A 21936-nucleotide genomic window follows, 5' to 3' on the forward strand; every position below is an offset into this window, starting at 1 on the left:
GTCGCGCCCGCCGGGGACCCTGCCTCGCAAGGCCGGCCGTTCCGTGTGTGAAGTGGCCCTGTTCGCAGCTCACTTGGCCTCTGCGGGGCGCCCCTCCTCGGCCGGGTACGTGTCCGGCGCGACCCGGGCGGCGCGCTCGTGGACGTGGGGTGCCGGCGAGCGGTCGATGTTCAGGCTGAGCAGTTCGGGGCGGCTGTAGTGACCGCTCGCATCCATCAGGCGCTTGCGGCGGTCGATGAGGGCGAGGTCGAGATCGGCGATGACCTCGCCTTCGCCGGAGGTGAGGGGCTCACCGATGAGCTTGCCCTCGGGGTCGACGATGGCGGTGAAGAACCCGCCGGAGACCGCCTGGACGGGGCCGCCGGTGTCCTTGGCGATCTGCGCCTGCTGGTCGGCGTCGAGCCAGGCGGTGGCGTTGACGACGAAGCCGGCCGATTCCAGGGCGTGCTGCCGGATGTTGACCTCGATCTGCTCGGCGAAGAGTTCACCACCGAAGGCGCCGGGGTACATCGCCGCGTGGATCTGCTCGCCGTCGGCGATGAGGGCGTAGCGGGCCAGCGGCTGGTAGTGCTCCCAGCAGGCGAGCTGGCCGATGCGGCCCACGGTGCTGTCGACCGCGCGCAGCCCCGAGCCGTCTCCCTGACCCCAGACCATGCGCTCGTGGTAGGTAGGCGTGATCTTGCGGCGGCGCTGGATGAGAGTGCCGTCGGCGTCGAAGAGCAACTGGGTGTTGTAGATGGTGCCGCCGTCGCGCTCGTTGACGCCGATGGCGACGACCATGCCGGCCTCGCGGGCGGCGTCGCCGATCGCTTCGGTGTCGGCGGAGGGCACGGTCACCGACTCCTCCAGCAGGCGCAGGTGCTCCTTGGCCTGCGTGTACGGGGGCTGCACGAAGGAGAAGTAGGGGTAGTAGGGGACGACGGTCTCGGGGAAGACCGCGAACTCGACCCCCTGCCGCCCCAGTTCGCGGATCTTCGCGACGACCTTCTCGATCGTCCCGGCGCGGCTGTAGAGCACCGGACTGATCTGTACCGCGGCTGCCTTCACAACAGTCATGACAAAGCTCCTCATGGATGTGCGGTCCTGGATGACCCGGGGTCGCGTCTGCCGCCCTGGCGGGGACGCGACTGACCTGCGGCTCGATCGGCCGCGGGGTGATGGGTGCGCCCTCTGTCGGGCTGCTGCGATGCCGTCGGCCGACTGCTGTCGCCGACACGGCCTCACCGGCCCGCATCACAAATAGGAGCATATGCTCCTATCTGTCGAATGGCAAGGGCTCGCTCTCACCGTCTGCCTCCTACGGTGGACGCTGGGCCTGCGCGCTCGCCGAGCCGGGCCCCGCACGCTCGGGAACCGGCCGCGCGACCGCACCCAGCCGACCCCCCGCTGCGAAGCGGAGCTGACCCCTGGGCACGCCACAGAGTCAGCCCGGCAGGTCGCCGAACGGCTCTAGAGCCAGCCTCGGCGGGCCGCCTGCCAGGCCAGTTGCATACGGGTCACCGCGCCGGCGAGGGCCATCATGTGCTGGATGCGCCGCTGGACGGTACGCCGACTCAGTCCCATCTGGCTGGCGATCGCCTTGTCGGTGATGCCCGCGACCAGGAAGGCGAGCAGCCTGCGGTCGGTCTCCCGCAGAACGTCGGCACCCTCGTCGTGATCGGCGCCTGTCGCGCCGTCGATGGCGCCGGACGCGCTGATGTTCAGGGGGACGGCGTCCTCCCAGTAACGCTCGAAGAGGGCGATCAGCGCCTCCAGGAGACTGCTCCCCCGCAGCAGCGCGGCCGTCGGCTCACCTGGGCTGCCGGACGGGCCTCCAGGCACCAACGGGCAGATGGCGATCTCCCGGTCGGCTATGGCGAGCCGCAGCGGGAGATGTGACACGGAGCGGGCGATCTCGCCGGCCTGCACTCCCGAGACAACGTTATCGACGGCCCCGGGATCGTCGAAGAAGGCCCGCTCGTAGACGACCCGGTAGCGGACCCCGCGCGCGAGGGCCTCGTACTCGGCGTGGTTGCTCCCCGACGACATGGCCACGTACTGGGCCTTGCAGAACCAGAGCATTTCGTGGCGGGCGTTGCCCTGGAGTTGGCGCAGGTGCTGGCGCATCGCCTCGGCGCCGGTGATGACCTCGATGAGGTGCCCGGGGTCCTGGTGCCGACGGCTGCTGCGGTAACTGCCGAGGAGGTCGGTGACGGCGGCCCGGGCCTCGTCCAGCGCCTCGGCGCGCCGCTGCAGACGCGGCAGCAGCGTGACGTCCGGAGGGGACGCGGCGTAACGGACGGGCGCGCTGTCACTGGTGCTGGCGAGCCCTTTGCCCACGAGCGCGGCGAGAACGGACTCGGCTTCGACGGGGGCGAAGCGGGAGTGAGACGTGATCTCCTCGACCGAGGCCGTCGACGTGGCGACCAAGAGCCGGTAGACGGTCTCCTCCGCGGGGGTGAGGCCAGCCGCCTCGAGCATTGCCGGGTCCTCCTGGCATGAGGGGTTCGCGCGCAGGGGTGACCGCGAACGGTGGAGGTGATGGAGAACTGGACGCGGGAGCGGACGGGACGCAGGGGCGCGCCCGGTCCGTCCGGTCAGGTGGCGATGTTGCTCAGGGCGGCCGCGAGCTTCTTGAGGTCGAGCCCCGTCAGGTGGTCGAGGAAGTGGCGGCGCACGGAGGCCAGGTTGCTGGGCCACGCCTCTTCGAGGCGCGCGAAGCCCTCGTCGGTGAGGATGGCGTTGTAACCGCGGGCGTCCTCTTCGGAGCGCACGCGCTTGATGAGTCCCTGCGCCTCCAACCGGCTCGCCAGTCGGGTGATCCCGCTGAGCGACATGTCGATCGCGCCGGCGAGGTCGCTCATGCGCAGCTGCCGGTTCGGGGCCTCGGAGAGGTTCATCATCGCCAGGTACTCGATGAGGGAGAGCCGCTGTTCGCGGATCATGTCGGCGTCGATGGCACGCGGCAGGGTGTAGATGACGCGGCTGAGGGACCGTACGACGGCCTCCTCCTCCGGCGTGAGGGGCTGCAACGGCTCTGACTGCGATGCGACGCGTGACATGGACCCACTTTACTTGTTCGGCCAAGGAAATTTACCGCGCAACCAGATTCGGGCGGAACGCTTACGGGTTCCACCCAGATCTCTGCGCCCGCCACACCCAAGGGGCGAACGGCGTTTCCCGAATGGTGCGCTTCGCTACAGGGCGCTCAGTCCGGGAGATGAAACGAGACGGGGCAGACGCAGAACTTCCTGTCACGCGCCACCACGAATCTCAAGCCGCGAATCGCAGGCCCCACGACTGCTCCGGGGCACGCTACAAGACATTGCTTCGCGTAGCAATATGATGGCATGATGGGTACTGCCCGACCCCTCTGCCGGTCTGCCGCCAGTCCGGTACCGGTCAGGCCCGCGCAGTGCGACGCTCCGCAGCCGAGGCCGTCCGGCCGTGGCGGGGCCCTGAGCCGCCCCGCCACCGGTGAGGCGGCGCGCTGCCCACGTAGGAGGAAGACCGCCCGTGACACGGAACTCGGCACCAGGCCCGGAAGGGGTGCGCCCGCTAGACCCGGACGAAGAGGCCGTCGTACGGTCCCTGCCCCACCTCATCTACGCCCTGCCCAACGCCATCGACGGTGAGATGACCCGTGAGCAGCGACTGTCGGCCACCGAGTACCTGACGCTGATGCACCTGTCCGAGGCACCCGACCGGCGGCTGAGGATGGGTGAGCTGGCGGAGGCGTGCGCCATGTCGTGCAGTGGCATGACCCGCATCGTGCGCCGGCTGATGAGCCAGGACCTCATCGGCCGCGTGCAGTGCGACCGGGACGCCCGCAGCTGGAAGGCGGAACTGACCGACGCCGGTCTCGCGCGACTGGAGGAGGCATGGCCGACGAACCTGGCCGCCGTACGCCGCCACTTCCTCGCCCACCTGAAGGACCTGGACCTGAAGGAACTCGCCGCCGCCTTGCAGAAGGTGGCCACGTAGAGGCGTGTCACACCCTTGGGTCGGGCCTCCGTGCGCGCCCGCTGCGACAGGGGGACACGAGAACCGCCGACGCGTCGTTACGGGCGCACGGACGCCGTCGCCTTACGGCCGCTCAGCCTCTTGCGGGCACGGTAGGCCGCGGCCTTCATCCGGTTGCCGCACGGGTCCATGGCGCACCACTCCCGCAGCGCACCCCGCGACCGGTCGATGTAGACCTGCGAGCACTCGGGGTTGCCGCACTCCTTGAGCAGCGACGCCTCCGGTCCGCCGAGCACCGAGACGGCGTTCTGGGCGACGGCGGCGAACGCCTGCTGGAGCGACGCCTCGACCTGACGGCCGGCCCGCGTGAGCTGCGGTACCGGAGTGGGCCGACGGGCGTAGTCGTTCACGAGGGCCAGGGCGTCCGGGTCGTAGGCGTTGCCGGACATCCGGTCGAGGATCAGCCGGTAGACCGCCTCCCTGAGCACCAGCGCCTCACGGAGGTCCGAGAGCTCGCAGGGGATCTCGTACTCGGTGATACCGCTCTCACGGAACCAGACGCCGAGGCTCTCGGTCGAGTGCAGGTCTTCACGAGGTACGGAGCGGTGCCTGTAGCGCAGTGTTCCTGCGAAATCGAGCGCCGGGGCACCTCCAACGAATGCGTGCATCATGTCACCATGCTGGGCGGTGACGCACCGGAATGCAAGAAGTGCACTTCAGGACGCCAGAGAGCCGAGGCGATCAATGAAATTGCTGGCCCGCAGGGACTCGGGTACAGACACGCACGTCACGTAGAAATGGTGGCCGCCCAAGGTGACGCTCCCGTCCGCCACCTCATGGGCGGGTGACGCGCCGAATCGTCCAGTGGCCGCCGACGGGCCGGTCAGACTCGGCGTCCCGGACTTCGTCGCCGTCCATGTCGCCATGTCGACAACGGCATCCCTGACCTGGCAGCGGCGACCTTCCTCCGCACTGTGGCAGCGTCGCGCTTCCCCCGCGCGGCTGCCCGCGTGCGGCGCTCGCCGGGTCATCCCCACCCGGCGGGCGCCCGCCTCCTCAGCCGGCCTGGCGCACGAGGGCGGCGGCTTCGGCCGCCTGCGCCGCGACCTCGGTGGCAGCGCGGGCGGCCCGCCCGGTCACCTTCCAGCCGACCATGCGCAGCGCGGCCGCCGGGGTGGGCGGGAAGACGCCGAGCTGGCCCAGCATGGTGATGTCGTCACGCACCGCCTCGTGGCCGACGACCTTGCCGTCGCGCAGTTCGAGGACGTGGATCTGCTCGAAGTCGATCTCGCGTCCCGTCGGAGGTACGGCCTGGTCGAGCGCGCCGTCCTGGTAGCGGACGAAGGCCCCCGTGTGGCGTCCCCGCATACGCAGCCGCACCCAGACCTGGTGGTCGTTGCCGGCCGTCTCCGTCACGGGGAAGCGCAGCTCGCTGAACGCCGACCGCATCCACGCACTGGAGGCCAGTACGCCCGCGGGGCCCGGAATCGAGCAGGCCGCGGGTGATACGGCCGCCTCGCGGTTACGGAAGTCCTCCGCGACCACCTCGGCGGCCAGGTCCGCGTCTCCGGTCTCCAGGACGCGAAAGAGTCCTCGGGCAAGGTCGGTGGCACCCATCGCCATGATCAGTCACAACCCTCTCGTCACCTGGCGATCCGCGAGGCGCGATCACCCTATTGAGGTAACAGCGTACCTAATCATTAGCGCATCACTGTACCGACGTAGGATGGTGCGATGCCCCCCAAGCGCTCCTATGTCTCCCCCTTGCGCGAGCAGGCCGCCGCGCGGACCCGGGAGCAGATCCTCCAGTGCGCCACCGAGCTGTTCGCGAGTCGTGGGTACGGGCTGGTGACCGTCGCGGACATCGCGTCGGCCGCGGGCGTGTCGTCGAAGACGGTGTTCGCGAGCGTGGGCAGCAAGAGCGACGTCCTGGACCAGATCGTCACCCGCGGAGTGGCCGCGTCGGGTTACGAGGACGCCGTCCGCCAGGTGCTCGAACAGCGGACCTCCGAGGCGGTCCTGGGAGTGCTCGCCGGAGGTACGCGCGCGGGCAACGAGGAACTCTTCCTGGTGCACGAGGCGATCCACCGGGCCTTGCCGGTGCACGAGAACGGCGAGGCGCTGTGGCAGCGCGCTACGGCGGACTACCGGGCCGCCCTGGTCGCCATCGCCCGCCATCTCCACACGCTGACCCCCGCCCCCGTCGGCACTCAGGAGGAAACCGCGGACTGGCTGTGGTTCTGGTTCGGCCCCTCCAGCTGGCGCGCGCTGGTGGTCGAGAACGGCTGGACCTGGGACCACGCCGAGGCGTTCCTCGCGCGTACGGCTGTCGCCACGCTGCACGAGCAGGCGTAGCGACCGACGAGAACAACCGCCTGCCAGGCACGCTGACGGGCAGCCGTCGGTCCGACTGCCGCATGACCCGCGCCGCCGCACTGCCGTTGGGCACCCACGCTCTCCCGCCATATATTTGCTTCGCGTAGCAACTTATGTTCAACTTTTCGTACGCCCGGGCCCGACGGCACACCGCCTGAGCCAGTCGCCGGCAGCACCTCGGCCCACCCGGGACGGGAGAGCGCCGCTCCTCCCGTCACCACCGGCCGGCATCCGTTCCGATCCCTCCACGAAACCACAAGGGAGAAGCCACATGCCCTACGCGACCGACGACCTCGAACCCGACTGCATGCGACCGGCCGGCTCCCTCGTGGGCTCGGGCACCGGCCAGCACCGGGGCAGGCGCGCCGAAGACGACCGATACCTGCCCGGCAGCGGTACGCAGGCCGGGCACGGCCGGCACCGCCGAGTCGCCCGCCCGCCCCTGGTCCAGCGGCCGGACGCACCCGGCGGGCGCGGCAGCCACGGCCCCGAACCGGCACAGCAGGACTCCTGGAGTGACGGCACGGTCGTCGACTGGGGGCCCCTCACCGTGAATCTCAAGGCCTCCGAAACTCTGGTGCCGAGCGGCATCGCAGCCGAGGCGCAGGCCGTCCCGCCCGATCAAGTCGGCATCCTCACGAGCGAGTTCGGCGTCGCCGACACCGTGGCGGCAGGAACCGCCGGAGCACTGTGAGGTCCTGAGCAACGGCCCGGAGCACACGGCTTCACGGCCCAGCCTGCCGGACCGCGACCCGCCCCCCACCGACAGCGCCCTCACCGTCGATATCGACATCGCTGTCGACGACAAGACGATCGACACATCAGACAGGACGTGCAAGATGCAAATCGGGATCTTCGGTGTGGGGGACCTGGCCCGTGACCCGGTGTCCGGGCACACCCCCACGGAGCACGAGCGGATCAAGGCGCTCGTGGACTACGCGAAACTCGCCGAGGACGTGGGCCTGGACGTCTTCGCGCTCGGCGAGCACCACAACCCGCCCTTCGTCCCCTCCTCCCCCACCACGCTGCTCGGGCACATCGCCGCGCGGACGGAACGCATCGTCCTGTCCACCTCGACCACCCTCATCACCACCAACGACCCGGTGAAGATCGCCGAGGACTACGCGATGCTGCAACATCTCGCGGACGGCCGGGTGGACTTGATGATGGGCCGGGGCAACACGGGCCCGGTGTATCCGTGGTTCGGCAAGGACATCCGCGACGGCATCGCGCTGGCGGTGGAGAACTACGCGCTGCTGCGCCGGCTGTGGCGCGAGGGCGTCGTGGACTGGGAGGGCAACTTCCGTACTCCACTTCAGGGGTTCACCTCGACTCCGCGCCCGCTGGACGGCGTACCGCCGTTCGTCTGGCACGCCTCCATCCGCACCCCGGAGATCGCAGAGCAGGCCGCGTACTACGGCGACGGCTTCTTCCACAACAACCTCTTCTGGCCCAAGGAGCACGTCCGCCGACTGGTGAACCTCTATCGGCGCCGCTTCGAGCACTACGGGCACGGACCCGCCGACCAGGCCGTCGTGGGTCTTGCCGCGCACCTCTTCGTGCGACCGAACTCGCAGGACGCGATACGGGAGTTCCGGCAGTACTTCGACGGCTCCTCCGCGTACGGGAACGGCCCCTCCTTGGAGGAGACCATGGCGCAGACCGCGATGGTGGTGGGGAGCCCACAGCAGGTGATCGAGCGTGTGCTGTCCTTCCGCGAGCACGCGGACGGCGACTACCAGCGTCAGTTGTTCAACGTCGACGGCATCGGTGTCCCACGCAAGACCGTGCTGGAGCAGATCGAACTACTCGGGGAGATCGTGCCCGTCCTGCGCAAGGAGTTCGCCGTCGGCCGCCCCGCCCACGTCCCCGACGCCCCCACTCACGCCTCCCTGACCGCCGCCGCGCGGGCGCAGAATCCGGGTACCGAGGCGCAGGGCTCGCTTGCGAAGGAGGACTTGCGATGAAGCGCACCCTCGCGATCGTCTCGGCCGGACTGCGACTGCCGTCCACGACCCGGCTGCTGGCCGAGCGGATCGCCGCCGCCGTCCAGGACGATCTGGAACAGCGCGGCACCCAGGTCGAGATCGAGTACGTCGAAGTCCGGGATCACGCCCACGACTTGGTCAACCACCTGATGGCGGGCTATCCGTCTCCCGAACTGGAGCAGGTCTTCCGCACCGTGGCCGCGGCGGACGGGCTGATCGCGGTGACGCCGACCTTCACGGCCTCGTACAACGGGCTCTTCAAGATGTTCTTCGACTGTATCGACGACACCGCGCTGACGGACAAGCCGACGCTGATCGCGGCCACGGGCGGCACGGGGCGGCATTCACTCGTGCTGGAGCACGCCCTCAGGCCGGTGTTCGCCTATCTGCACGCGGCGGTCACGCCCACAGCGGTGTTCGCCGCGCCGGAGGACTGGGGCGGCGGCGCGACCCCGCAGGGAGCGCTTGCCGCTCGCATAAAACGAGCTGCCGGAGAACTCGCCCGTGCGGTGGAGCAGCGGGAGGCGCCGGACGCGGCCGACCCCTACGACCAGCCGGTGTCGTTCGTGGAGCTGTTGCAGGGGCGATAGCCGGGCCGCTCACCTGCGAGCCGGCACGCACGCAACTGCGGTGCGGCTGTCGGACGCAGTTCTGCGACCGCCGCGTCCGGGGCGGTCCGAGCCCCTGTTACGCGGGCGGAGAGAGCGGACGTCAGCGGCCCGGGGCTCGCTGCGTGATCTCCTGCAGGACCCAGCCGTTGCCGTCGGGGTCGCTGAAGGTGGCGTAGGAGCCGTAGGAGGCGCGGTCCGGGTGGGGGCCCGCCTGGCGTTCCTGGCCCGGGATCTCGTGCACGACCGCACCGTCCGCGTGACCGTGGAAGAGCAGCCCCTTGGCGTCGTGGAACACCTCGCTCACGTCGATGCCGCGGTCCACGAGTTCCCCTCGTGCCGCCTCGACGTCGGTGACGACCAGGTACAGGCCCTGGGTGGAACCGGGCGGGGCAGAGGTGAGGCCTTTGCCCAGCAGGATGGCGCACTCGGAACCTGGGGGTGTGAGATGCACTGCCCTCCATTGGTCAGTGGGGCTTGCGTCGAGGTCCACACGGAACCCGGCCTTTTCGTAGAAGGCCTTCGCACGGTCGACGTCGGACACAGGCAGAACGGCGAGTTCGAGTTTGAGGTCCATACTCCAGTCACCCTCTCGAACCGGGTTTGCGCAACAGCAGGATTCCGAGGCGGCGGTGCCCTTCCGCAACCCCGTTGACGTGCAACGACGTTGAGTTCCGGATCGCGCCTCGCCGCCGATGTGAGGACCGCCGCGACGCCCGCTCCCACGAGGCCGTTCACCGCGCCGAGGAGAAGGTCACATCCCCGCATCCGTTATGGCGGGAATACTCGCGAAGAGTCACCCCTTGGAAGGGTTACGCCCGGTGTGCCGCGCCCGTCGCGGCTCACCGGTCACGTCACACGGATCGGAGCGCAACCCCGCACGCAAGGGAATCGCAATGCCCCGGCTCTCCGTTTTCGAGCAGATCTTGTGCAGCGAGACACGATGGTGGATTTCATGACTGAGGCAGGTCGAGTACAGGAGCAGGCCAGGCGCCACGGCTCACGGACCGGGCCGTCGGCAGCTACGGCGGACCCGGCCGGCGAGAATGTCACCCCGTCGACGAAGACCGCGGCGAGACCGTACGGCTCCAGGGCGCCCCTCTTCATCAAGCGGTCGAGACTCCTGCACCTGTTCTGGCGGATCGGCGTCTTCTTCACCGGCCTCGCCGTAGTGGGCGCCGGCATCATCCTGCTGCCCCTGCCCGGCCCGGGCTGGGTGGTGATCTTCGCGGGTGTGGCCATCTGGGCCGGCGAGTTCACCTGGGCACAGGCGGTCCTGCGCTGGACGAAGCGGAAGGTGACCAGCGCGACACAGCAGGCTCTGCGACCGGAGGTGAGGCGGCGCAACATCGCCCTCACGGCGGCGACCCTCGTGACCGTGGCCACGGTCGCGGCGATCCTCGTCGTACGCCTCGACCTTCTCAGCCGGTCGATCGTCTGACAGCCCTGGGCCCACCCTGCGGCACCGTCATCCGTATCGGCGGGGACGGCGAGAAGGGACACCGGAATACCTCGTCGGCAGCGAGGAGGCCCACACTTGCCAAATCTATACTTGCCTGGTCAAATATAAAACTGGGGCGTGTGCCGCTCCGGTCGGCGGAAGCGGCGCACCCCCTCCAGTCGCCTGACCTGCGCATTCCTCCCACCAATGCCCTTGACTCGGCGATTTCGAAGGAATCAGGTTGTAGGGTAAAGTAAGCACTGCGGCCCAACGGTCATCCCCCGTCCGTTGGGCCGCATTTCATTTCGGCTGCGGGCGAGGCATCTTGCCCCGTGTCATTCCCACGCAGACCGCACGTCGGCCACGAACAAGTCACCGCGGCGGCCCCCTCCGACACCCGGCCCCCGCCCCGCGACTGCGACACACTCGCCAGGAGCCGCGCGAGCGCCGGGGGTACGGCCCGCCGAACGCCCACCATGCCCCACCTACACTGTGTGCATGGTCAATGTGTCGGCGATCGAGCCCCTCAACCCCGACGAGGAAGCCTTCCTCCGGGCACTCGGCAGGGTGATGTCCTTCCTGCCTCGCGTCGTCGACGCCGACATGCTCGAAGAGCAGCAGATCTCCGGCACCGAGTACATGGTGCTCGTCCACCTCTCCGAGGCCCAGCACAACCAACTCTCCATGAGTGAGCTGGCCAATACCTGCGGGCTCTCCATCAGCGGCATGTCCAGGCTCGTCAACCGGCTGGAGAGCCAGGGGCTCGTCCTGCGGGCGCAGTCCCCCAAGGACGGACGGTCCCTGCTCGCCGTACTGACGAACTCGGGGCGGGCGCGGCTCGAACAGGCATGGCCCACCAACCTGGCCAGCGTCCGGCGGCACGTGTTCTCCCGTCTCGACGGCTGTGACGTGGCCGCCGCCGCCGAGGTGCTGACGCGGATCGCCCGGGGCGATCAGGAGGATCAGTCCCGGTAGGCGCATGCCGCCACGACGTAGACACGTGCGGCCGAGACCGTGCCGCGCGCCCTCGCGGCGAAGCCGCAGTCACCCTGGACTCACCGGCCCTGCGGGGGTGGGAGTGACCTCCCGCCCCATGTAACTGCCGTACAGCGCACGGCAGTTCACGTGGGGGCGTCTCAAGTGGCCGCCGGGCACCAGGCTCTGCATCACCTCAGTCGCGTGCGGCGGCGGAACCCTGCATCACGCTCACCGTCAGCCGGCGCAGCAGGCTCTGCACCGTCTGGAGTTCAGCCGCGGTAAGCCCCATGCTGCCGCCGACCGCCGGGGCGATGTCGAGGACGCGCTCGCGCAGTGCGGCGCCCTCGGGCGTGAGGGCGACCTCGACGACCCGCTCGTCGTCCGCCCGCCGCCGGCGCTGGACCAGGCCGTTGGCCTCCAGCCGCTTGATCAGGGGCGTGAGCGTCCCGTACTCCAGGTGCAGCGTGGCCACCAGGTCCTTGACCGGGGCTGTCTTCTGCTGCCAGAGCACGACCATCACCAGGTACTGGGGATAGGTGAGCCCGACGGCGTCCAGCAGGGGCCGGTACGCGCTGGTGACGGCGCGGGAGGCCGCGTAGAGGGTGAAGCAGACGTGATCTTCCAGGAGCATCCTGAACTCGTCCGGCGCCTGCGGGTCTTCGGTCACGGTTGGTTCCCCTCTTCCTCTGTTCCGACGTGCTGCCGGACGCACTCCCCCAGACATGCCGGGCAAACCGATTCTATCGGACCCACTTAACTTGTGCACGAGGGAATCGTGCACTAGCTTTCTCGTTGTCGCCCCGGCCAGCAGGCAGGAAGGCGAAACGAGACGTGTACGAATGGGGAGTCACCATGTCCGTCAAGAAGACCGCGTTCCGCCTCACCCGCAAGCACGTGGTCGCGCTGGGTGCCGCCGCCACCGTCGCGGCGCTCGCCCTGACCCCCGCGGCCTCGGCCAGCGCCCGGAAGGACGAAGCCCGCACCTCCCCGGCCAAGCCGACGGTGGTCCTGGTGCACGGCGCCTTCGCGGACTCCTCCAGCTGGAACGGGGTCGTCGAGCGTCTGCGGAAGGACGGCTATCCGGTCCTCGCGGTCGCCAACCCGCTGCGCGGACTCGCCTCCGATGCCGAGTACCTCCACAGCGTCCTGGACCACGTGAAGGGCCCGGTCGTCCTGGCCGGACACTCCTACGGCGGGGCCGTCATCAGTGAGGCCGCCGCCGACTCGCCCCAGGTGAAGGCGCTCGTCTACATAGCCGCCTTCAGCCCCGACAAGGGCGAGAGCGCGCTGGAACTGTCCAACAAGTACCCCGGCAGCACCCTGGGCCCCACCCTCGACGCGGTGCCCTTCCCGCTGCCCGGCGGAGGCACCGGAACCGACCTCTACATCAAGCCCGACAAGTTCCACCACCAGTTCGCCGCCGACGTCCCCGCCCGCGTCGCCGACCTGATGGCCGCCACGCAGCGCCCGGTAGCCTCGTCCGCCCTGGAAGAAGGCGCCACGGCCGCCGCCTGGAAGACGATCCCCTCCTACACCCTCATCGCCACCGAGGACTACAACATCCCGCCGGCGGCCCAGCGCTTCATGGCACGCCGCGCCCACGCCCACACCACCGAGGTCAAGGCCTCCCACGCCGTCACGGTCTCGCGGCCCCAGGCCGTCACGCGCGTCATCGAGCAGGCCGCTCGGGACACCGCCGAGTAGGACCCACTGTCCGCCGACGCCGAACAGCAGGCGGCGATGTGCAGACCGAATACCTGATGGGCCGAGCATCGCCGCTCGGCCCATCGGTGTCGGTACAAGGCCCGTCGTCGGGCCGGGTCAGTCGGCAGGGGTGGCGGAGACGTCGTCCGCGTACACCCAGACCAGGCGGTGGTTGTACTGGATGGTGTACATCTTCCTGGCGCCGAGGACGACCTTGCCGCTGGAGGCGAAGTAGTCGTCGGTGACCGCGGGAGCGGCGGTCGCGACATACGCCTGGCCGGCGGGGAGGCCGTACATGCTCAACGGGGCCTGGGTGGAGGGCGAGAGGCCCTCGGGGTATTCGGCGGCGTCCGGGTAGGTGGTGCCGTACACCGGAGCGGGCGGCGTGGCGGGCGCGAATCCCGCGTTCCGGACGACCGTCACGCCGTGCGCCGGAACGGTGTTGCGGCCCTCGGGGTTGTGGAACCACACCTTGAGACCGCTGTACCAGATCGCGGTCCAGTTGCCGTCCTTGTCGGCGACCACGAACTGCTGGCCGTCCTGAGCCGTGCTTCCCCAGTCGGAGATCCTGCGCGTACCGGCGCCGCCGGGGTGGATCGCCTGGTCGCCGAAGAGGGGAGCCGTGCTGCTCGGCGCGGTCCGCAGGTAGACGAAGTTCGCCGGCTTCTCCACGTTCGCGCACTCGGTCGTGGCACCGGTGGGATCGTCGGCGGGCCACACCTGAACGGTCTGCTCGTTGTCGGCGAAGCCGGGGGCGATGGTCACCACCGAGCCGATGTCACCGACGCCATGGGGCTCCCCCGTAGGCGCGTCGAGCAGGTCCATGAAGTGCGCCCAGTCCCAGGACGGTCCCGGGTCCCAGTGCATGCCGGAGACCAGGGACGACTTCGGCCCGACAACGTTGTCGTGACCGATGACGTGCTGCCGGTCCAGCGGGATGTCGAAGCGGCCGGCCAGGTACTTCACCAGATCGGCGGTGGCCTCGTACTGCGCTTCGGTGTACCAGGAGCCGCCGTGCGCTGCGTAGCCCTCGTGCTCGATGCCGATCGAATGCATGTTGGCGGAGTAGTTGCCGGCGTGGAAGGCGATGTCCTTGGTGGCCATCATCTGGGTCACCGCGCCGTCGGAGGACCTCATCACGTAGTGGGCCGCTCCCCCGCCCGGCTTCTGGAACGTGGAGATGGCGGACTCGTAGGAGGACTCCGTGTCGTGGATGACGATGGAGTCGATCCTGACACCGTTGGCCGGGCGGTTGGAGACCTGGCCGTTGGAGGCGGCGCCGGGAACGAAGGTGCAGTTCACCGTGTCGGGGCACTCGGTCGCGGTCGCCGCCGCCCGGGAGGCCAGGCGCAGCTTGTCGAGTTGTCCGGTCGCGGGACGGATCCGGGGCGTGGCGGGCAGGTCCATCCGCTGTCCGTCGGAGGTCGTCCGCCGCGCGCCCTGCCTGACCGTGGCGAACACCCGGTCCGCGAACGCCTCGGCGCCCTCGCGTTCGGTCGCCTGGCCGTAGCGGGCGACGGCTCCGTACCAGTCCGCCGCGTCCGTCGACGTGGTTCCGGTCAGGGACTTCTGGTAGGAGGCGAGCAGGGCAGCGCCGCCGCGGATGTTGGCCCGTGGGTCCTTGCGCAGCGTGCCGACGGGCAGGTCGGTCAGTTCGGCCGCCGCTTCGAGGGTGTGCAGCGACGGTTCGGCCGCCTGCTCACGGAGGTCGCCTCGCCCGGCGGCGCCGGCGGGACCGGCGGCCAGCATCGCGGGGGTGACGTCGGTCAGGTGCATGGGCCCGTAGCCGCCGCTCGCGCTGTGGCCCGTGTGGGCGTCCCAGGTCGACTCCTGGTAGCCGACGGCCAGGAGCACCTTCTCGGGAACGTGGTACTCGGCCGCCGCCGCGGCGAAGTCCCGCTGCCGCCCGGTGTGGTCGGTGGCGGCCGGGGCCTCGTTCGCGGCCTGGGCCGTCATCGGCAGGACGATCGCTCCGCCGACGGTGAGCGCCCCGACCGAGGCCAGCATGGCCAGTCGGGAGGTGCGCGGGCGGGTGCCTCTAGTTGCTGTCATGGAGAGTCCGGGGTGGTGAGGGGGAAGGTTCCCCGATGTCGGATACGCGCTCGGCGGCACGGCGGCCGGGACCTGGGCGGCGGCCGGTGGGGCAGGCCTGTAAGGGGACCCGTCCGGGCGGCCCGTCATAGGCGGATCTCGCTCCGCGTGTCCCGGGTCCGGCGATCGCGCGCTCGGGCGTACGTCGGCTCCTGACCCCCCGCGTGCTGGATCGCAGCCGCAGGGCGGGACGGCCAGGAGGTTGTTGCTTGCGCAAGTAAGTAGATCAACAAAGTACTGCGCAGCGCAAACTCCGGGCACGCCGCCACGCCGGGGTGCCGACCCGCCAAGTCACCAATGAAACGGGCGCGGCGATTACGAGTAACCGCTCATATCATGGAAGGGAGACGCAACGGAGGAAACCATGACCCCTACGCCGACGGACCGCGGTGACGCGTGCAACAACCTGGCCCTGCGCAAGGCCGCCCGCTATCTCGGCGCGACCTACGACAAGGCCCTGGCTCCCGTCGGCCTGCGGTCGACCCAGTTCAGCATTCTGCAGAAGCTGCACTCCCAGGGGGAAGTGACGATCACTCAGCTCGCGGACATGATCGCCATGGACCGTACGACCATGGCGTCGAACCTCAAGCCGCTCGCCCGGGAGGGACTGGTCACCGTCGAGACCTCGCCGACCGACCGCCGGGCACGGATCGCCGCGATCACGCCGGAGGGCGTCGTCCGGCTCAAGGAGGCGCTGCCGCTGTGGCGGGCGGTCCAGGCCCAGTTCGAGGACAACTTCGGCACGACCGAGGCGGCACAGCTGCGCGCGGCCCTGAACGCCGTACTGGACACGGGGTTCGAGCCCTGGGCCGAGTAGGGGCGGTGCTCGTGGTGCGCCGGAGTCATGGCTGCAAAATCAACGTCCGTTGGCCGGTGGGTAGTTGCTTCCACATATGGGGGATTTCGAATGACACGTGACCCGGTGGATCCGGGGAGTGTCACGGTGGAGATGGCCGTGCAGATCCGCGGATGGCGAGTCGACGACGACTACAGCTGGCGCGCTGTGGCACAGGCCGCGTCCGAGCTCTGGGGCTCCGGGCACGGCGGGAACCAGCTCCACGGCCGGCATCTCTGCGCGGCCGCCGCGGAGGTGCTGGGCGAGGATCCCCACCAGGAACCCTGGAACTGACACCTTCCCGGGTGTGGGTCCGGAGAGGTCCGAGAGGGTCCTCACCCCCTCGTCGGGATGTGAGAAGGTGCCCCGACCTGGGTCGGAGCACCGCGTCGTCGTGGAGGGGGCGGGGCGTTGTCGCCGGCCCCTCGGGTCAGGCCGCGCGCCTGCCGTTGATGGTCTCCTGGCGGGTGGCGGTGACGGTCTTCGTCCTGAGCCAGGTGCGGCAAAGGCCGTTGACGGCGTCGTAGCCGACGAGGAGCGCGGTCAGGCCGAAGGCCATGAGGCTGTCGCTGTCGTGGATGGTGTTGCTGAAGTGCAGACCGGCCGTGGTGGCTATCGCGGGGAGGGCGAGACTCCCGGTCGGTCGACGGACGGCTTTGATCTTCCGGTAGAGCTCGGCGCGGACGTCCTTCGGCGGGATCACGCGGAACCACGCCGTGGTGGCTTCCGCGGGGGCGGGGGAATCACCGACGTCGATGAGGGTGAGGTGTTCGCTGTTCACTGTCATGTCCTTGAGGGGTCCGGCCGACGCGCACAGGTCGGCGGGGGCGGGCGTCGTCGTACGGAGGGTCAGGCGTCGGGTCCGTCGAAGCGGAAGCCGTCGTCCTCGTCGATGTCGTCGAAGGGCATGAGCGGGTCGAACTGGTCGGGGTCCTGAGAGGTCACGTTCCTCACCACCCGGATCACGCGGCGCGCGTCCAGCAGACGCCGGGCGACGACCAGGCCCTCGCCGAACTCGGTCTCCCCCTTGAGGGCTTTGAACAGGTACTTGCTCGCCGCCCAGGGCTTCTCGAGGATCTCGCCACTGTCCTGGAACATGACGATCATGCCGTGCCCGATCGCGACCGGGATGATCGCGGAGTCCAGGACGTGCTCGGTGACGTGGACCGCGGCCGGCACGGCCCCACCGAGCACGGCCTGCGCGATGGCGCTGCTGGTGTCGTAGGGAAACATCGGGCTCGTGTAGTGCTTGCGCAGCTGAGGCGCCCGGTCTTCGAGGGGGCGCGGCAGGACGACGTATCCGGGGTGTTCGTCGGCCACGAGGGGGACGCCGCTCATCGCCAGCCATCCGTCGGCCAGGGTCATGCGCCAGGAGCCGGCGCAGTCCGACAGGAGGGCGGCCTCGGGTGTCACCTGGGCGGCGTAGACGGGCCGCTCGGGTATGTAGGTGAAGGTGGACAGGGATATCGCCATGGTGTCGCGGGCCGCGAGCCAGCGGGAGAAGGAGCCGGTGGCCGAGACCGAGACGACGGGGCGGCCTCCGCGGACGCAGGCGCGGAACTCGGCGAGGCGCTCGTCCAGGGTGCCCTCGTCCCCGAGCACCGCAGGGACCTGGCCGGAGACGTTCGCCACCTCGGTGACGGCGTGACGGACCTCGGCGGTCACCTCACGCATGCAGCGCCGGGCCATCTCGTCCCAGTGGGCTTCCCTGTGGGGTGCTCCGGGAGGGACATACCGCATCTCGTGGAGGTCTCGGACCTTTTCCAGCATTTCCGCTTCGGAGGGGGTCTCGTCGATGTCCGGACCGTTGTGCACCCTGCGGGCGAAAGCGTCCAGAGCGCGGAGACCGGCCGACGCGGCCAGGCCAGTTGTGGCGTCGGCGCCGTAGGGGGCCTCGGGGGTCCCGTTGCCTTCGAAGGGCAGATTGTCCACTTCAACTCCTTATGTACCGGGTTCACTTCGCCCGGCGTGCGCGGGGCGTACGCGAGTGAATCCACTACGTGACGGCCACTATGTCATGACCGATCTGTAGTCCATGAGGAGGATCGCACCTACGGCTATCTCGCGTGGTCGACACCGTGTAACCCGTGTCGTGTCGTAGGCCACACCAGCGGATGTACAGCAGGTGACTTCGCACCGATGTGCGGCTCAACACATTTCGCGATGGGAACTCCTGCGCACCTTGTAGTGCCGTAGTCTGAATCGAGTTCAGTCAGCGAAGGTGCTGGGCTGCCCGATGGCCGGCACCTGCGAAGCGGGAATGGCACGCCCCGATCCCTGGCACGAACGGGGCGGCCGGGCCCCGACGAAGGGAATCAGTGTGTCCACGGAGCGCAACAAGACAGAGGAAAAAGACAAGCAAGTCGTTGTGTCTGTCCGCTTTCCCAGTCACCTACTCGACCGCATCCAGGCCCTGGCCGCCGTTCTGTCCACCACTGCCAACGCTGTCATCCGCGACGGCATGGAGGCTCATGTGAAGGCCGTGGCGGCCAGCCCCGACTTCAAGAAGGCCAGTGAGCAGTACATCGCCGAGGCCCAGGCCCGGGTGGCGGCGGTTCTGCAGGACACGTCCAAAGACGACGGTCTACGCGTCTGACCCTTACAGCCCTTGGATCCCAGGCGACTTGTGCACCACATGCTCAATATCTGATCCATAGAACCGGTCCCACCGAGCCGAGGTCCGCACGACGGACCTCGGCTCCGCTGTGGTCCGCGGGAGTCGCGAGTCGGCACCGGGGCGGCCATTCTGCGGGCCGCACACGGCAACGGCCGAAGCCTCGACATCACCATGTCGTGCCCAAGTGCCGCCGACCTCGATCCCACGGCCGGCGATCGGCACCCGCGCGAGGCTCAGCGGCTGACCACGATGTCCAGCCGTACATTCACTCAGGTCGATCGCAACCAGCAGCTCCGCCCAGACCGGTGCGCTCATGGCCGTGCGACGGTACGCGCGTCGTACCGTCGGGAACAGCAGACCGCCCGTCCCGGTGAAGTCGTAGACGTACTGTGCGGCGGGCAGTCCGCCGGCGATGTCGACTTGGTAGTCGTGGCGGCGCAGGAGGTCGTCCGGGCCGAAGTAGAAGTCCTGGACCGGGCCGTGGCCCGCCATGTGGGCGGGGAAGACCGCCCGCAGGCCCCGCCAGAGCTCGCCTTCCTCCCACCGCGTCGCCAGTGCCGAGATGTCGACGCCGGGCAGGGCGCGGAGGAACGGTGCGGTCAGGTAGGTCCACAGGGCGTAGCCGTTGAAGTAGGCCCGGTGCAGCGGGTCCCAGGGCGTCAGCGTCCCGTGGCCGTCGAATGAGGCCCTCGGATCCTCACGCTCCGCCACGACTCGCCCGTCCAGCTTCTCGACGGCGATGCGGGCGGGGGTGAAGTCGGTGCGCTGGTCGGGGGCGCCGAAGGGGTGCACGGAGGCGTGCTGGGTGTGTGCGGACACGGTCATCTCACGCGGATGCGCATCCTGCCGGAGTCCCTCCATCGCCCAGAGGCTGCCTCCCGTGACGATGGTGGCGCGAACGGTTTCCACCTGCCGCCAGCGCTCCAGCCCTCCGTGCGCCTCCAACACATCCCCCAGCAGGTCGCGACCAAGCCGGTCGGGGGTCCGTGTTCGCGTCATGGGTCGGGATGCGGACTCTGCGCGCATCCGGGTGGGTGTCCGCCGCGCCGGAGGGCTGGCGCCTGCGCGGGGAGGCAGGGCGCCGTCTCCATGCCCCCGGGGTGAGACGTGGGCGTGGTGCCGAGCGAGGTGACCGGCGCCTTCCGTGCCGTGCGCCGTCGGCGGGGTACATCTCGTGACCGACGCCACCCGCCGCCTCCCCCACTAGGAGCATATACTCGCATTATCGCGACGGGACCTGGAGGGCACCATGGAAGGGACACGGGACCTTGCCGAGACGTGCAACAACCTCGCTCTGCGCAGGGCGGCCCGGTACCTCGGCGCCGCCTACGACAAGGCGCTGGCTCCCCTGGGGCTCCGGTCCACGCAGCTCAGCGTTCTGCGGGAACTCACCCGCGTCCCGACGATGACGATCACCGGCCTCGCCGAGAGGATCGCCATGGACCGGACCACGCTGGCCGCCGCGCTCAAGCCGCTCGTGCGGGAGGGTCTGGTGACCGTCGAGCCCTCGCCCGCCGACCGTCGCGTCCGCGTGGTGAGCGTGACGCCGGAGGGGCGTTCCCGGGTGGAGGCCGGCCGGGCCCTGCTGGAGACGACCGACAGCCGGTTCGAGGCCGCGTACGGAGCCGGCGACGCGGCGCGTCTGCGCGCCTCACTCGGACGGGTCCTCGCCTCCGGATTCCACCCCTGGGCGGAGTAACGCCGAGCAATCCCCCGTGCGCCCTTCCTCGACCCCGGCGCCCGGCCCCGGTCTCGACGGCCGACGGCGGCGTCCCCTCGTACGACCGCGATCTCGGCCGCTCCGCGCTCCGGAGCCGGGTTGCGAGCCTCTTGCACTGCTCCAATCATGAAGTTCTCGCCCTTCTCGGCGGAGCCGCGCGGTAATTCCCCTTGACCCGTCGCAGGCCGAGTCGGGCGGGTGATCGCGCTGCCCTGAATCGACCCACACAGACCTCACTTCCCGAGTCGGCCGGAGGTAGGGAAGGACGAGACCGGACATGCTCACCAAATTCGCTCAGATCTTCACGCACCGCGAACTGCGGAACAAGATTCTCTTCACGCTGGGCATTCTGGTGATCTACCGTCTCGGTACGCATGTCCCGCTCCCCGGCGTCAGTTACGCACGGGTGGAGGAATGCACCAACGCATCCACCTCGCAGGGCCTGCTCGGCCTCGCCAACGTGTTCAGCGGGGGCGCACTCCTGCAGATCACGATTTTCGCGCTGGGAATCCTGCCCTACATCACGTCGAGCATCATCGTGCAATTGCTGACGGCCGTCATTCCGAGGCTGGAAGACCTCAAGAAACAGGGCAGCGCGGGACAGACCAAGATCACCCAGTACACCCGCTACCTGACGGTCGCGCTCGCCCTCCTCCAGGGCGCCGGTCTGGTCGCGGCCGCCCGCAGCGGCGCCATCTTCTCCAGCTGCCCCGTGGCCGACCAGGTCGTACCCGACGATTCCCTGTTCACCGCCGCCGTCATGGTCATCACGGTCACCGCGGGGACGACGTGCGTGATGTGGCTGGGCGAGCTCATCACCGACCGCGGGATCGGCAACGGCATGTCGATGCTCGTCTTCATCGCCACCGCGTCCACGCTTCCCCGCACACTCTGGGCGATCAAGCAGAGCGGCGAGATCGCGGACGGCTGGATCAGTTTCTTCAGCGTCATCCTCATCGGCCTGGCGCTGGTGGGCGTCGTGGTCTTCGTGGAACAGGGGCAGCGACGCATTCCGGTGCAGTACGCGAAACGCGTGGTCGGCCGGAAGTCCTACGGCGGGACATCGACCTACATCCCGCTCCGGGTGAACCAGGCCGGCATCGTCCCCGTCATCTTCGCCTCGTCGATCCTGTACGTCCCCCCGCTCGTGGCGCAGTTCTCGGGATCCGGCTCCGGATGGGCGACCTGGGTGCAAAGGAATTTCACCCAGGGAAACCATCCGTACTACCTGCTCGCCTATTTCTTCCTGACGCTGTTCTTCTCCTTCTTCTACGTCTCCATCACGTTCAACCCGGACGAGGTGGCGGGCAACATCCAGCAGGCCGGCGGCTTCGTCCCCGGGTTGCGCGCGGGGCGAGCCACCGCCCAGTACCTGGGCTACGTCCTCAACAGGCTCACCTGGCCGGGCTCCATCTATCTCGCCTTCGTCGCACTGGTACCGACGGTGGCGTTCGCCAGTTTCGGCGGGGCCAACCAGCTCAGCGGCACCAGCATCCTCATCATCGTGAGCGTGGGCATCGAGACCGTGAAGCAGATCGACAGCCAGCTCCAGCAGCAGCAGTACGGGGGATTCCTCCGCAGCTGAACGGCACCGGGCGGCACGCGACGGCCGTACGGTGGCCTCGCGCGCGATGGT

The 21936-nt window shown here is 69.2% G+C and carries 24 protein-coding genes; 13 read left to right on the forward strand and 11 right to left on the reverse strand.

Annotated features, from left to right (window positions below; translation table 11 throughout):
* Positions 1 to 69 precede the first annotated feature (69 nt).
* The 3 genes from ACFYQQ_RS30950 to ACFYQQ_RS30960 all read right to left on the reverse strand — a co-directional run bounded on the left by ACFYQQ_RS30950 (position 70) and on the right by ACFYQQ_RS30960 (position 3041).
* Positions 70 to 1056, reverse strand: a complete 987-nt coding sequence (locus tag ACFYQQ_RS30950) for a nitrilase-related carbon-nitrogen hydrolase (RefSeq protein WP_355791521.1) — start codon at positions 1054 to 1056, stop codon at positions 70 to 72.
* A 393-nt stretch (positions 1057 to 1449) separates the two neighbouring features.
* Entirely contained in the window at positions 1450 to 2460 is a 1011-nt protein-coding gene (locus ACFYQQ_RS30955) for a helix-turn-helix domain-containing protein (protein WP_355791524.1), read from the reverse strand.
* Between the two features lie 116 nt (positions 2461 to 2576).
* Complete coding sequence (locus ACFYQQ_RS30960; protein WP_355791528.1) at positions 2577 to 3041, reverse strand: MarR family winged helix-turn-helix transcriptional regulator; 465 nt, start codon at positions 3039 to 3041, stop codon at positions 2577 to 2579.
* Positions 3042 to 3495: 454 nt separating this feature from the next.
* On the opposite strand from ACFYQQ_RS30960, the gene ACFYQQ_RS30965 reads away from it, so the two are divergent.
* A complete protein-coding gene (locus ACFYQQ_RS30965) occupies positions 3496 to 3963 on the forward strand; it encodes a MarR family winged helix-turn-helix transcriptional regulator (RefSeq protein WP_355791531.1) in 468 nt (155 codons plus the stop codon).
* A 77-nt stretch (positions 3964 to 4040) separates the two neighbouring features.
* Here ACFYQQ_RS30965 and ACFYQQ_RS30970 read toward each other — a convergent pair whose 3' ends face one another.
* Together ACFYQQ_RS30970 and ACFYQQ_RS30975 are read right to left on the reverse strand one after the other, a co-directional pair.
* Positions 4041 to 4613, reverse strand: coding sequence for an ABATE domain-containing protein (locus ACFYQQ_RS30970; protein WP_356165142.1), 573 nt, complete (start codon positions 4611 to 4613; stop codon positions 4041 to 4043).
* A 385-nt stretch (positions 4614 to 4998) separates the two neighbouring features.
* Positions 4999 to 5565, reverse strand: coding sequence for an ester cyclase (locus tag ACFYQQ_RS30975; RefSeq protein WP_356165139.1), 567 nt, complete (start codon positions 5563 to 5565; stop codon positions 4999 to 5001).
* A gap of 111 nt (positions 5566 to 5676) precedes the next feature.
* Between ACFYQQ_RS30975 and ACFYQQ_RS30980 the strand changes: the two genes are divergently transcribed.
* The 4 genes from ACFYQQ_RS30980 (at position 5677) to ACFYQQ_RS30995 (ending at position 8896) form a co-directional block, all read left to right on the forward strand.
* The gene (locus tag ACFYQQ_RS30980) at positions 5677 to 6297 is read left to right on the forward strand and encodes a TetR/AcrR family transcriptional regulator (protein WP_355783499.1); all 621 of its coding nucleotides are present in this window, start codon (positions 5677 to 5679) and stop codon (positions 6295 to 6297) included.
* 292 nt (positions 6298 to 6589) lie between these two features.
* The gene (locus ACFYQQ_RS30985) at positions 6590 to 7012 is read left to right on the forward strand and encodes a hypothetical protein (RefSeq protein WP_355783496.1); all 423 of its coding nucleotides are present in this window, start codon (positions 6590 to 6592) and stop codon (positions 7010 to 7012) included.
* 145 nt (positions 7013 to 7157) lie between these two features.
* Positions 7158 to 8285, forward strand: a complete 1128-nt coding sequence (locus ACFYQQ_RS30990; protein WP_355783493.1) for a CE1758 family FMN-dependent luciferase-like monooxygenase — start codon at positions 7158 to 7160, stop codon at positions 8283 to 8285.
* Positions 8282 to 8896, forward strand: a complete 615-nt coding sequence (locus ACFYQQ_RS30995) for an FMN reductase (RefSeq protein ID WP_355783491.1) — start codon at positions 8282 to 8284, stop codon at positions 8894 to 8896. Before ACFYQQ_RS30990 ends, ACFYQQ_RS30995 begins: the two co-directional genes overlap by 4 nt.
* Positions 8897 to 9017: 121 nt before the next feature.
* Here ACFYQQ_RS30995 and ACFYQQ_RS31000 read toward each other — a convergent pair whose 3' ends face one another.
* The gene (locus ACFYQQ_RS31000; protein WP_355783488.1) at positions 9018 to 9491 is read right to left on the reverse strand and encodes a VOC family protein; all 474 of its coding nucleotides are present in this window, start codon (positions 9489 to 9491) and stop codon (positions 9018 to 9020) included.
* A gap of 378 nt (positions 9492 to 9869) precedes the next feature.
* Between ACFYQQ_RS31000 and ACFYQQ_RS31005 the strand changes: the two genes are divergently transcribed.
* Both ACFYQQ_RS31005 and ACFYQQ_RS31010 read left to right on the forward strand, forming a co-directional pair.
* Positions 9870 to 10355 (forward strand): TIGR02611 family protein, encoded by a 486-nt coding sequence (locus ACFYQQ_RS31005; RefSeq protein WP_355783485.1) that lies wholly within the window; start codon positions 9870 to 9872, stop codon positions 10353 to 10355.
* Between the two features lie 498 nt (positions 10356 to 10853).
* A complete protein-coding gene (locus ACFYQQ_RS31010; RefSeq protein ID WP_355783482.1) occupies positions 10854 to 11330 on the forward strand; it encodes a MarR family transcriptional regulator in 477 nt (158 codons plus the stop codon).
* A 196-nt stretch (positions 11331 to 11526) separates the two neighbouring features.
* Here ACFYQQ_RS31010 and ACFYQQ_RS31015 read toward each other — a convergent pair whose 3' ends face one another.
* A complete protein-coding gene (locus ACFYQQ_RS31015) occupies positions 11527 to 12000 on the reverse strand; it encodes a MarR family transcriptional regulator (RefSeq protein WP_355781318.1) in 474 nt (157 codons plus the stop codon).
* Positions 12001 to 12185: 185 nt separating this feature from the next.
* Between ACFYQQ_RS31015 and ACFYQQ_RS31020 the strand changes: the two genes are divergently transcribed.
* A complete protein-coding gene (locus tag ACFYQQ_RS31020; RefSeq protein ID WP_355781315.1) occupies positions 12186 to 13037 on the forward strand; it encodes an alpha/beta hydrolase in 852 nt (283 codons plus the stop codon).
* A 117-nt stretch (positions 13038 to 13154) separates the two neighbouring features.
* On the opposite strand, the gene ACFYQQ_RS31025 is transcribed toward ACFYQQ_RS31020, so the two are convergent.
* Positions 13155 to 15089, reverse strand: a complete 1935-nt coding sequence (locus ACFYQQ_RS31025) for an N-acetylmuramoyl-L-alanine amidase (protein WP_355781312.1) — start codon at positions 15087 to 15089, stop codon at positions 13155 to 13157.
* Positions 15090 to 15492: 403 nt separating this feature from the next.
* Between ACFYQQ_RS31025 and ACFYQQ_RS31030 the strand changes: the two genes are divergently transcribed.
* Complete coding sequence (locus ACFYQQ_RS31030; RefSeq protein WP_355781309.1) at positions 15493 to 15945, forward strand: MarR family winged helix-turn-helix transcriptional regulator; 453 nt, start codon at positions 15493 to 15495, stop codon at positions 15943 to 15945.
* Between the two features lie 90 nt (positions 15946 to 16035).
* Positions 16036 to 16257, forward strand: a complete 222-nt coding sequence (locus ACFYQQ_RS31035) for a hypothetical protein (protein WP_355781306.1) — start codon at positions 16036 to 16038, stop codon at positions 16255 to 16257.
* Positions 16258 to 16393: 136 nt separating this feature from the next.
* On the opposite strand, the gene ACFYQQ_RS31040 is transcribed toward ACFYQQ_RS31035, so the two are convergent.
* Both ACFYQQ_RS31040 and ACFYQQ_RS31045 read right to left on the reverse strand, forming a co-directional pair.
* Complete coding sequence (locus ACFYQQ_RS31040; protein WP_388905973.1) at positions 16394 to 16744, reverse strand: hypothetical protein; 351 nt, start codon at positions 16742 to 16744, stop codon at positions 16394 to 16396.
* Positions 16745 to 16812: 68 nt separating this feature from the next.
* A complete protein-coding gene (locus ACFYQQ_RS31045; RefSeq protein WP_355781300.1) occupies positions 16813 to 17895 on the reverse strand; it encodes a hypothetical protein in 1083 nt (360 codons plus the stop codon).
* Positions 17896 to 18283: 388 nt separating this feature from the next.
* On the opposite strand from ACFYQQ_RS31045, the gene ACFYQQ_RS31050 reads away from it, so the two are divergent.
* The gene (locus tag ACFYQQ_RS31050) at positions 18284 to 18559 is read left to right on the forward strand and encodes a hypothetical protein (RefSeq protein WP_356165114.1); all 276 of its coding nucleotides are present in this window, start codon (positions 18284 to 18286) and stop codon (positions 18557 to 18559) included.
* 3 nt (positions 18560 to 18562) lie between these two features.
* On the opposite strand, the gene ACFYQQ_RS31055 is transcribed toward ACFYQQ_RS31050, so the two are convergent.
* Complete coding sequence (locus tag ACFYQQ_RS31055) at positions 18563 to 19405, reverse strand: hypothetical protein (protein ID WP_355781294.1); 843 nt, start codon at positions 19403 to 19405, stop codon at positions 18563 to 18565.
* 424 nt (positions 19406 to 19829) lie between these two features.
* Between ACFYQQ_RS31055 and ACFYQQ_RS31060 the strand changes: the two genes are divergently transcribed.
* The gene (locus ACFYQQ_RS31060) at positions 19830 to 20279 is read left to right on the forward strand and encodes a MarR family transcriptional regulator (protein WP_355781291.1); all 450 of its coding nucleotides are present in this window, start codon (positions 19830 to 19832) and stop codon (positions 20277 to 20279) included.
* Positions 20280 to 20577: 298 nt separating this feature from the next.
* Positions 20578 to 21885, forward strand: a complete 1308-nt coding sequence (secY, locus tag ACFYQQ_RS31065; protein WP_355781289.1) for a preprotein translocase subunit SecY — start codon at positions 20578 to 20580, stop codon at positions 21883 to 21885.
* The last annotated feature ends 51 nt before the right edge of the window (positions 21886 to 21936 follow it).

Source organism: Streptomyces sp. NPDC005496 (assembly GCF_042872045.1).
In the GTDB taxonomy this organism is placed as follows: domain Bacteria; phylum Actinomycetota; class Actinomycetes; order Streptomycetales; family Streptomycetaceae; genus Streptomyces.

Coding starts and splice junctions, on each gene's coding strand:
- ACFYQQ_RS30950 (WP_355791521.1), bottom strand. CDS start 1,056: ATGACTGTTGTGAAGGCAGCCGCGGTACAGATCAGTCCGGTGCTCTAC.
- ACFYQQ_RS30955 (WP_355791524.1), bottom strand. CDS start 2,460: ATGCTCGAGGCGGCTGGCCTCACCCCCGCGGAGGAGACCGTCTACCGG.
- ACFYQQ_RS30960 (WP_355791528.1), bottom strand. CDS start 3,041: ATGTCACGCGTCGCATCGCAGTCAGAGCCGTTGCAGCCCCTCACGCCG.
- ACFYQQ_RS30970 (WP_356165142.1), bottom strand. CDS start 4,613: ATGATGCACGCATTCGTTGGAGGTGCCCCGGCGCTCGATTTCGCAGGA.
- ACFYQQ_RS30975 (WP_356165139.1), bottom strand. CDS start 5,565: ATGGCGATGGGTGCCACCGACCTTGCCCGAGGACTCTTTCGCGTCCTG.
- ACFYQQ_RS30980 (WP_355783499.1), top strand. CDS start 5,677: ATGCCCCCCAAGCGCTCCTATGTCTCCCCCTTGCGCGAGCAGGCCGCC.
- ACFYQQ_RS30985 (WP_355783496.1), top strand. CDS start 6,590: ATGCCCTACGCGACCGACGACCTCGAACCCGACTGCATGCGACCGGCC.
- ACFYQQ_RS30990 (WP_355783493.1), top strand. CDS start 7,158: ATGCAAATCGGGATCTTCGGTGTGGGGGACCTGGCCCGTGACCCGGTG.
- ACFYQQ_RS30995 (WP_355783491.1), top strand. CDS start 8,282: ATGAAGCGCACCCTCGCGATCGTCTCGGCCGGACTGCGACTGCCGTCC.
- ACFYQQ_RS31000 (WP_355783488.1), bottom strand. CDS start 9,491: ATGGACCTCAAACTCGAACTCGCCGTTCTGCCTGTGTCCGACGTCGAC.
- ACFYQQ_RS31005 (WP_355783485.1), top strand. CDS start 9,870: ATGACTGAGGCAGGTCGAGTACAGGAGCAGGCCAGGCGCCACGGCTCA.
- ACFYQQ_RS31010 (WP_355783482.1), top strand. CDS start 10,854: ATGGTCAATGTGTCGGCGATCGAGCCCCTCAACCCCGACGAGGAAGCC.
- ACFYQQ_RS31020 (WP_355781315.1), top strand. CDS start 12,186: ATGTCCGTCAAGAAGACCGCGTTCCGCCTCACCCGCAAGCACGTGGTC.
- ACFYQQ_RS31025 (WP_355781312.1), bottom strand. CDS start 15,089: ATGACAGCAACTAGAGGCACCCGCCCGCGCACCTCCCGACTGGCCATG.
- ACFYQQ_RS31030 (WP_355781309.1), top strand. CDS start 15,493: ATGACCCCTACGCCGACGGACCGCGGTGACGCGTGCAACAACCTGGCC.
- ACFYQQ_RS31035 (WP_355781306.1), top strand. CDS start 16,036: ATGACACGTGACCCGGTGGATCCGGGGAGTGTCACGGTGGAGATGGCC.
- ACFYQQ_RS31055 (WP_355781294.1), bottom strand. CDS start 19,405: ATGACCGTGTCCGCACACACCCAGCACGCCTCCGTGCACCCCTTCGGC.
- ACFYQQ_RS31060 (WP_355781291.1), top strand. CDS start 19,830: ATGGAAGGGACACGGGACCTTGCCGAGACGTGCAACAACCTCGCTCTG.
- secY (WP_355781289.1), top strand. CDS start 20,578: ATGCTCACCAAATTCGCTCAGATCTTCACGCACCGCGAACTGCGGAAC.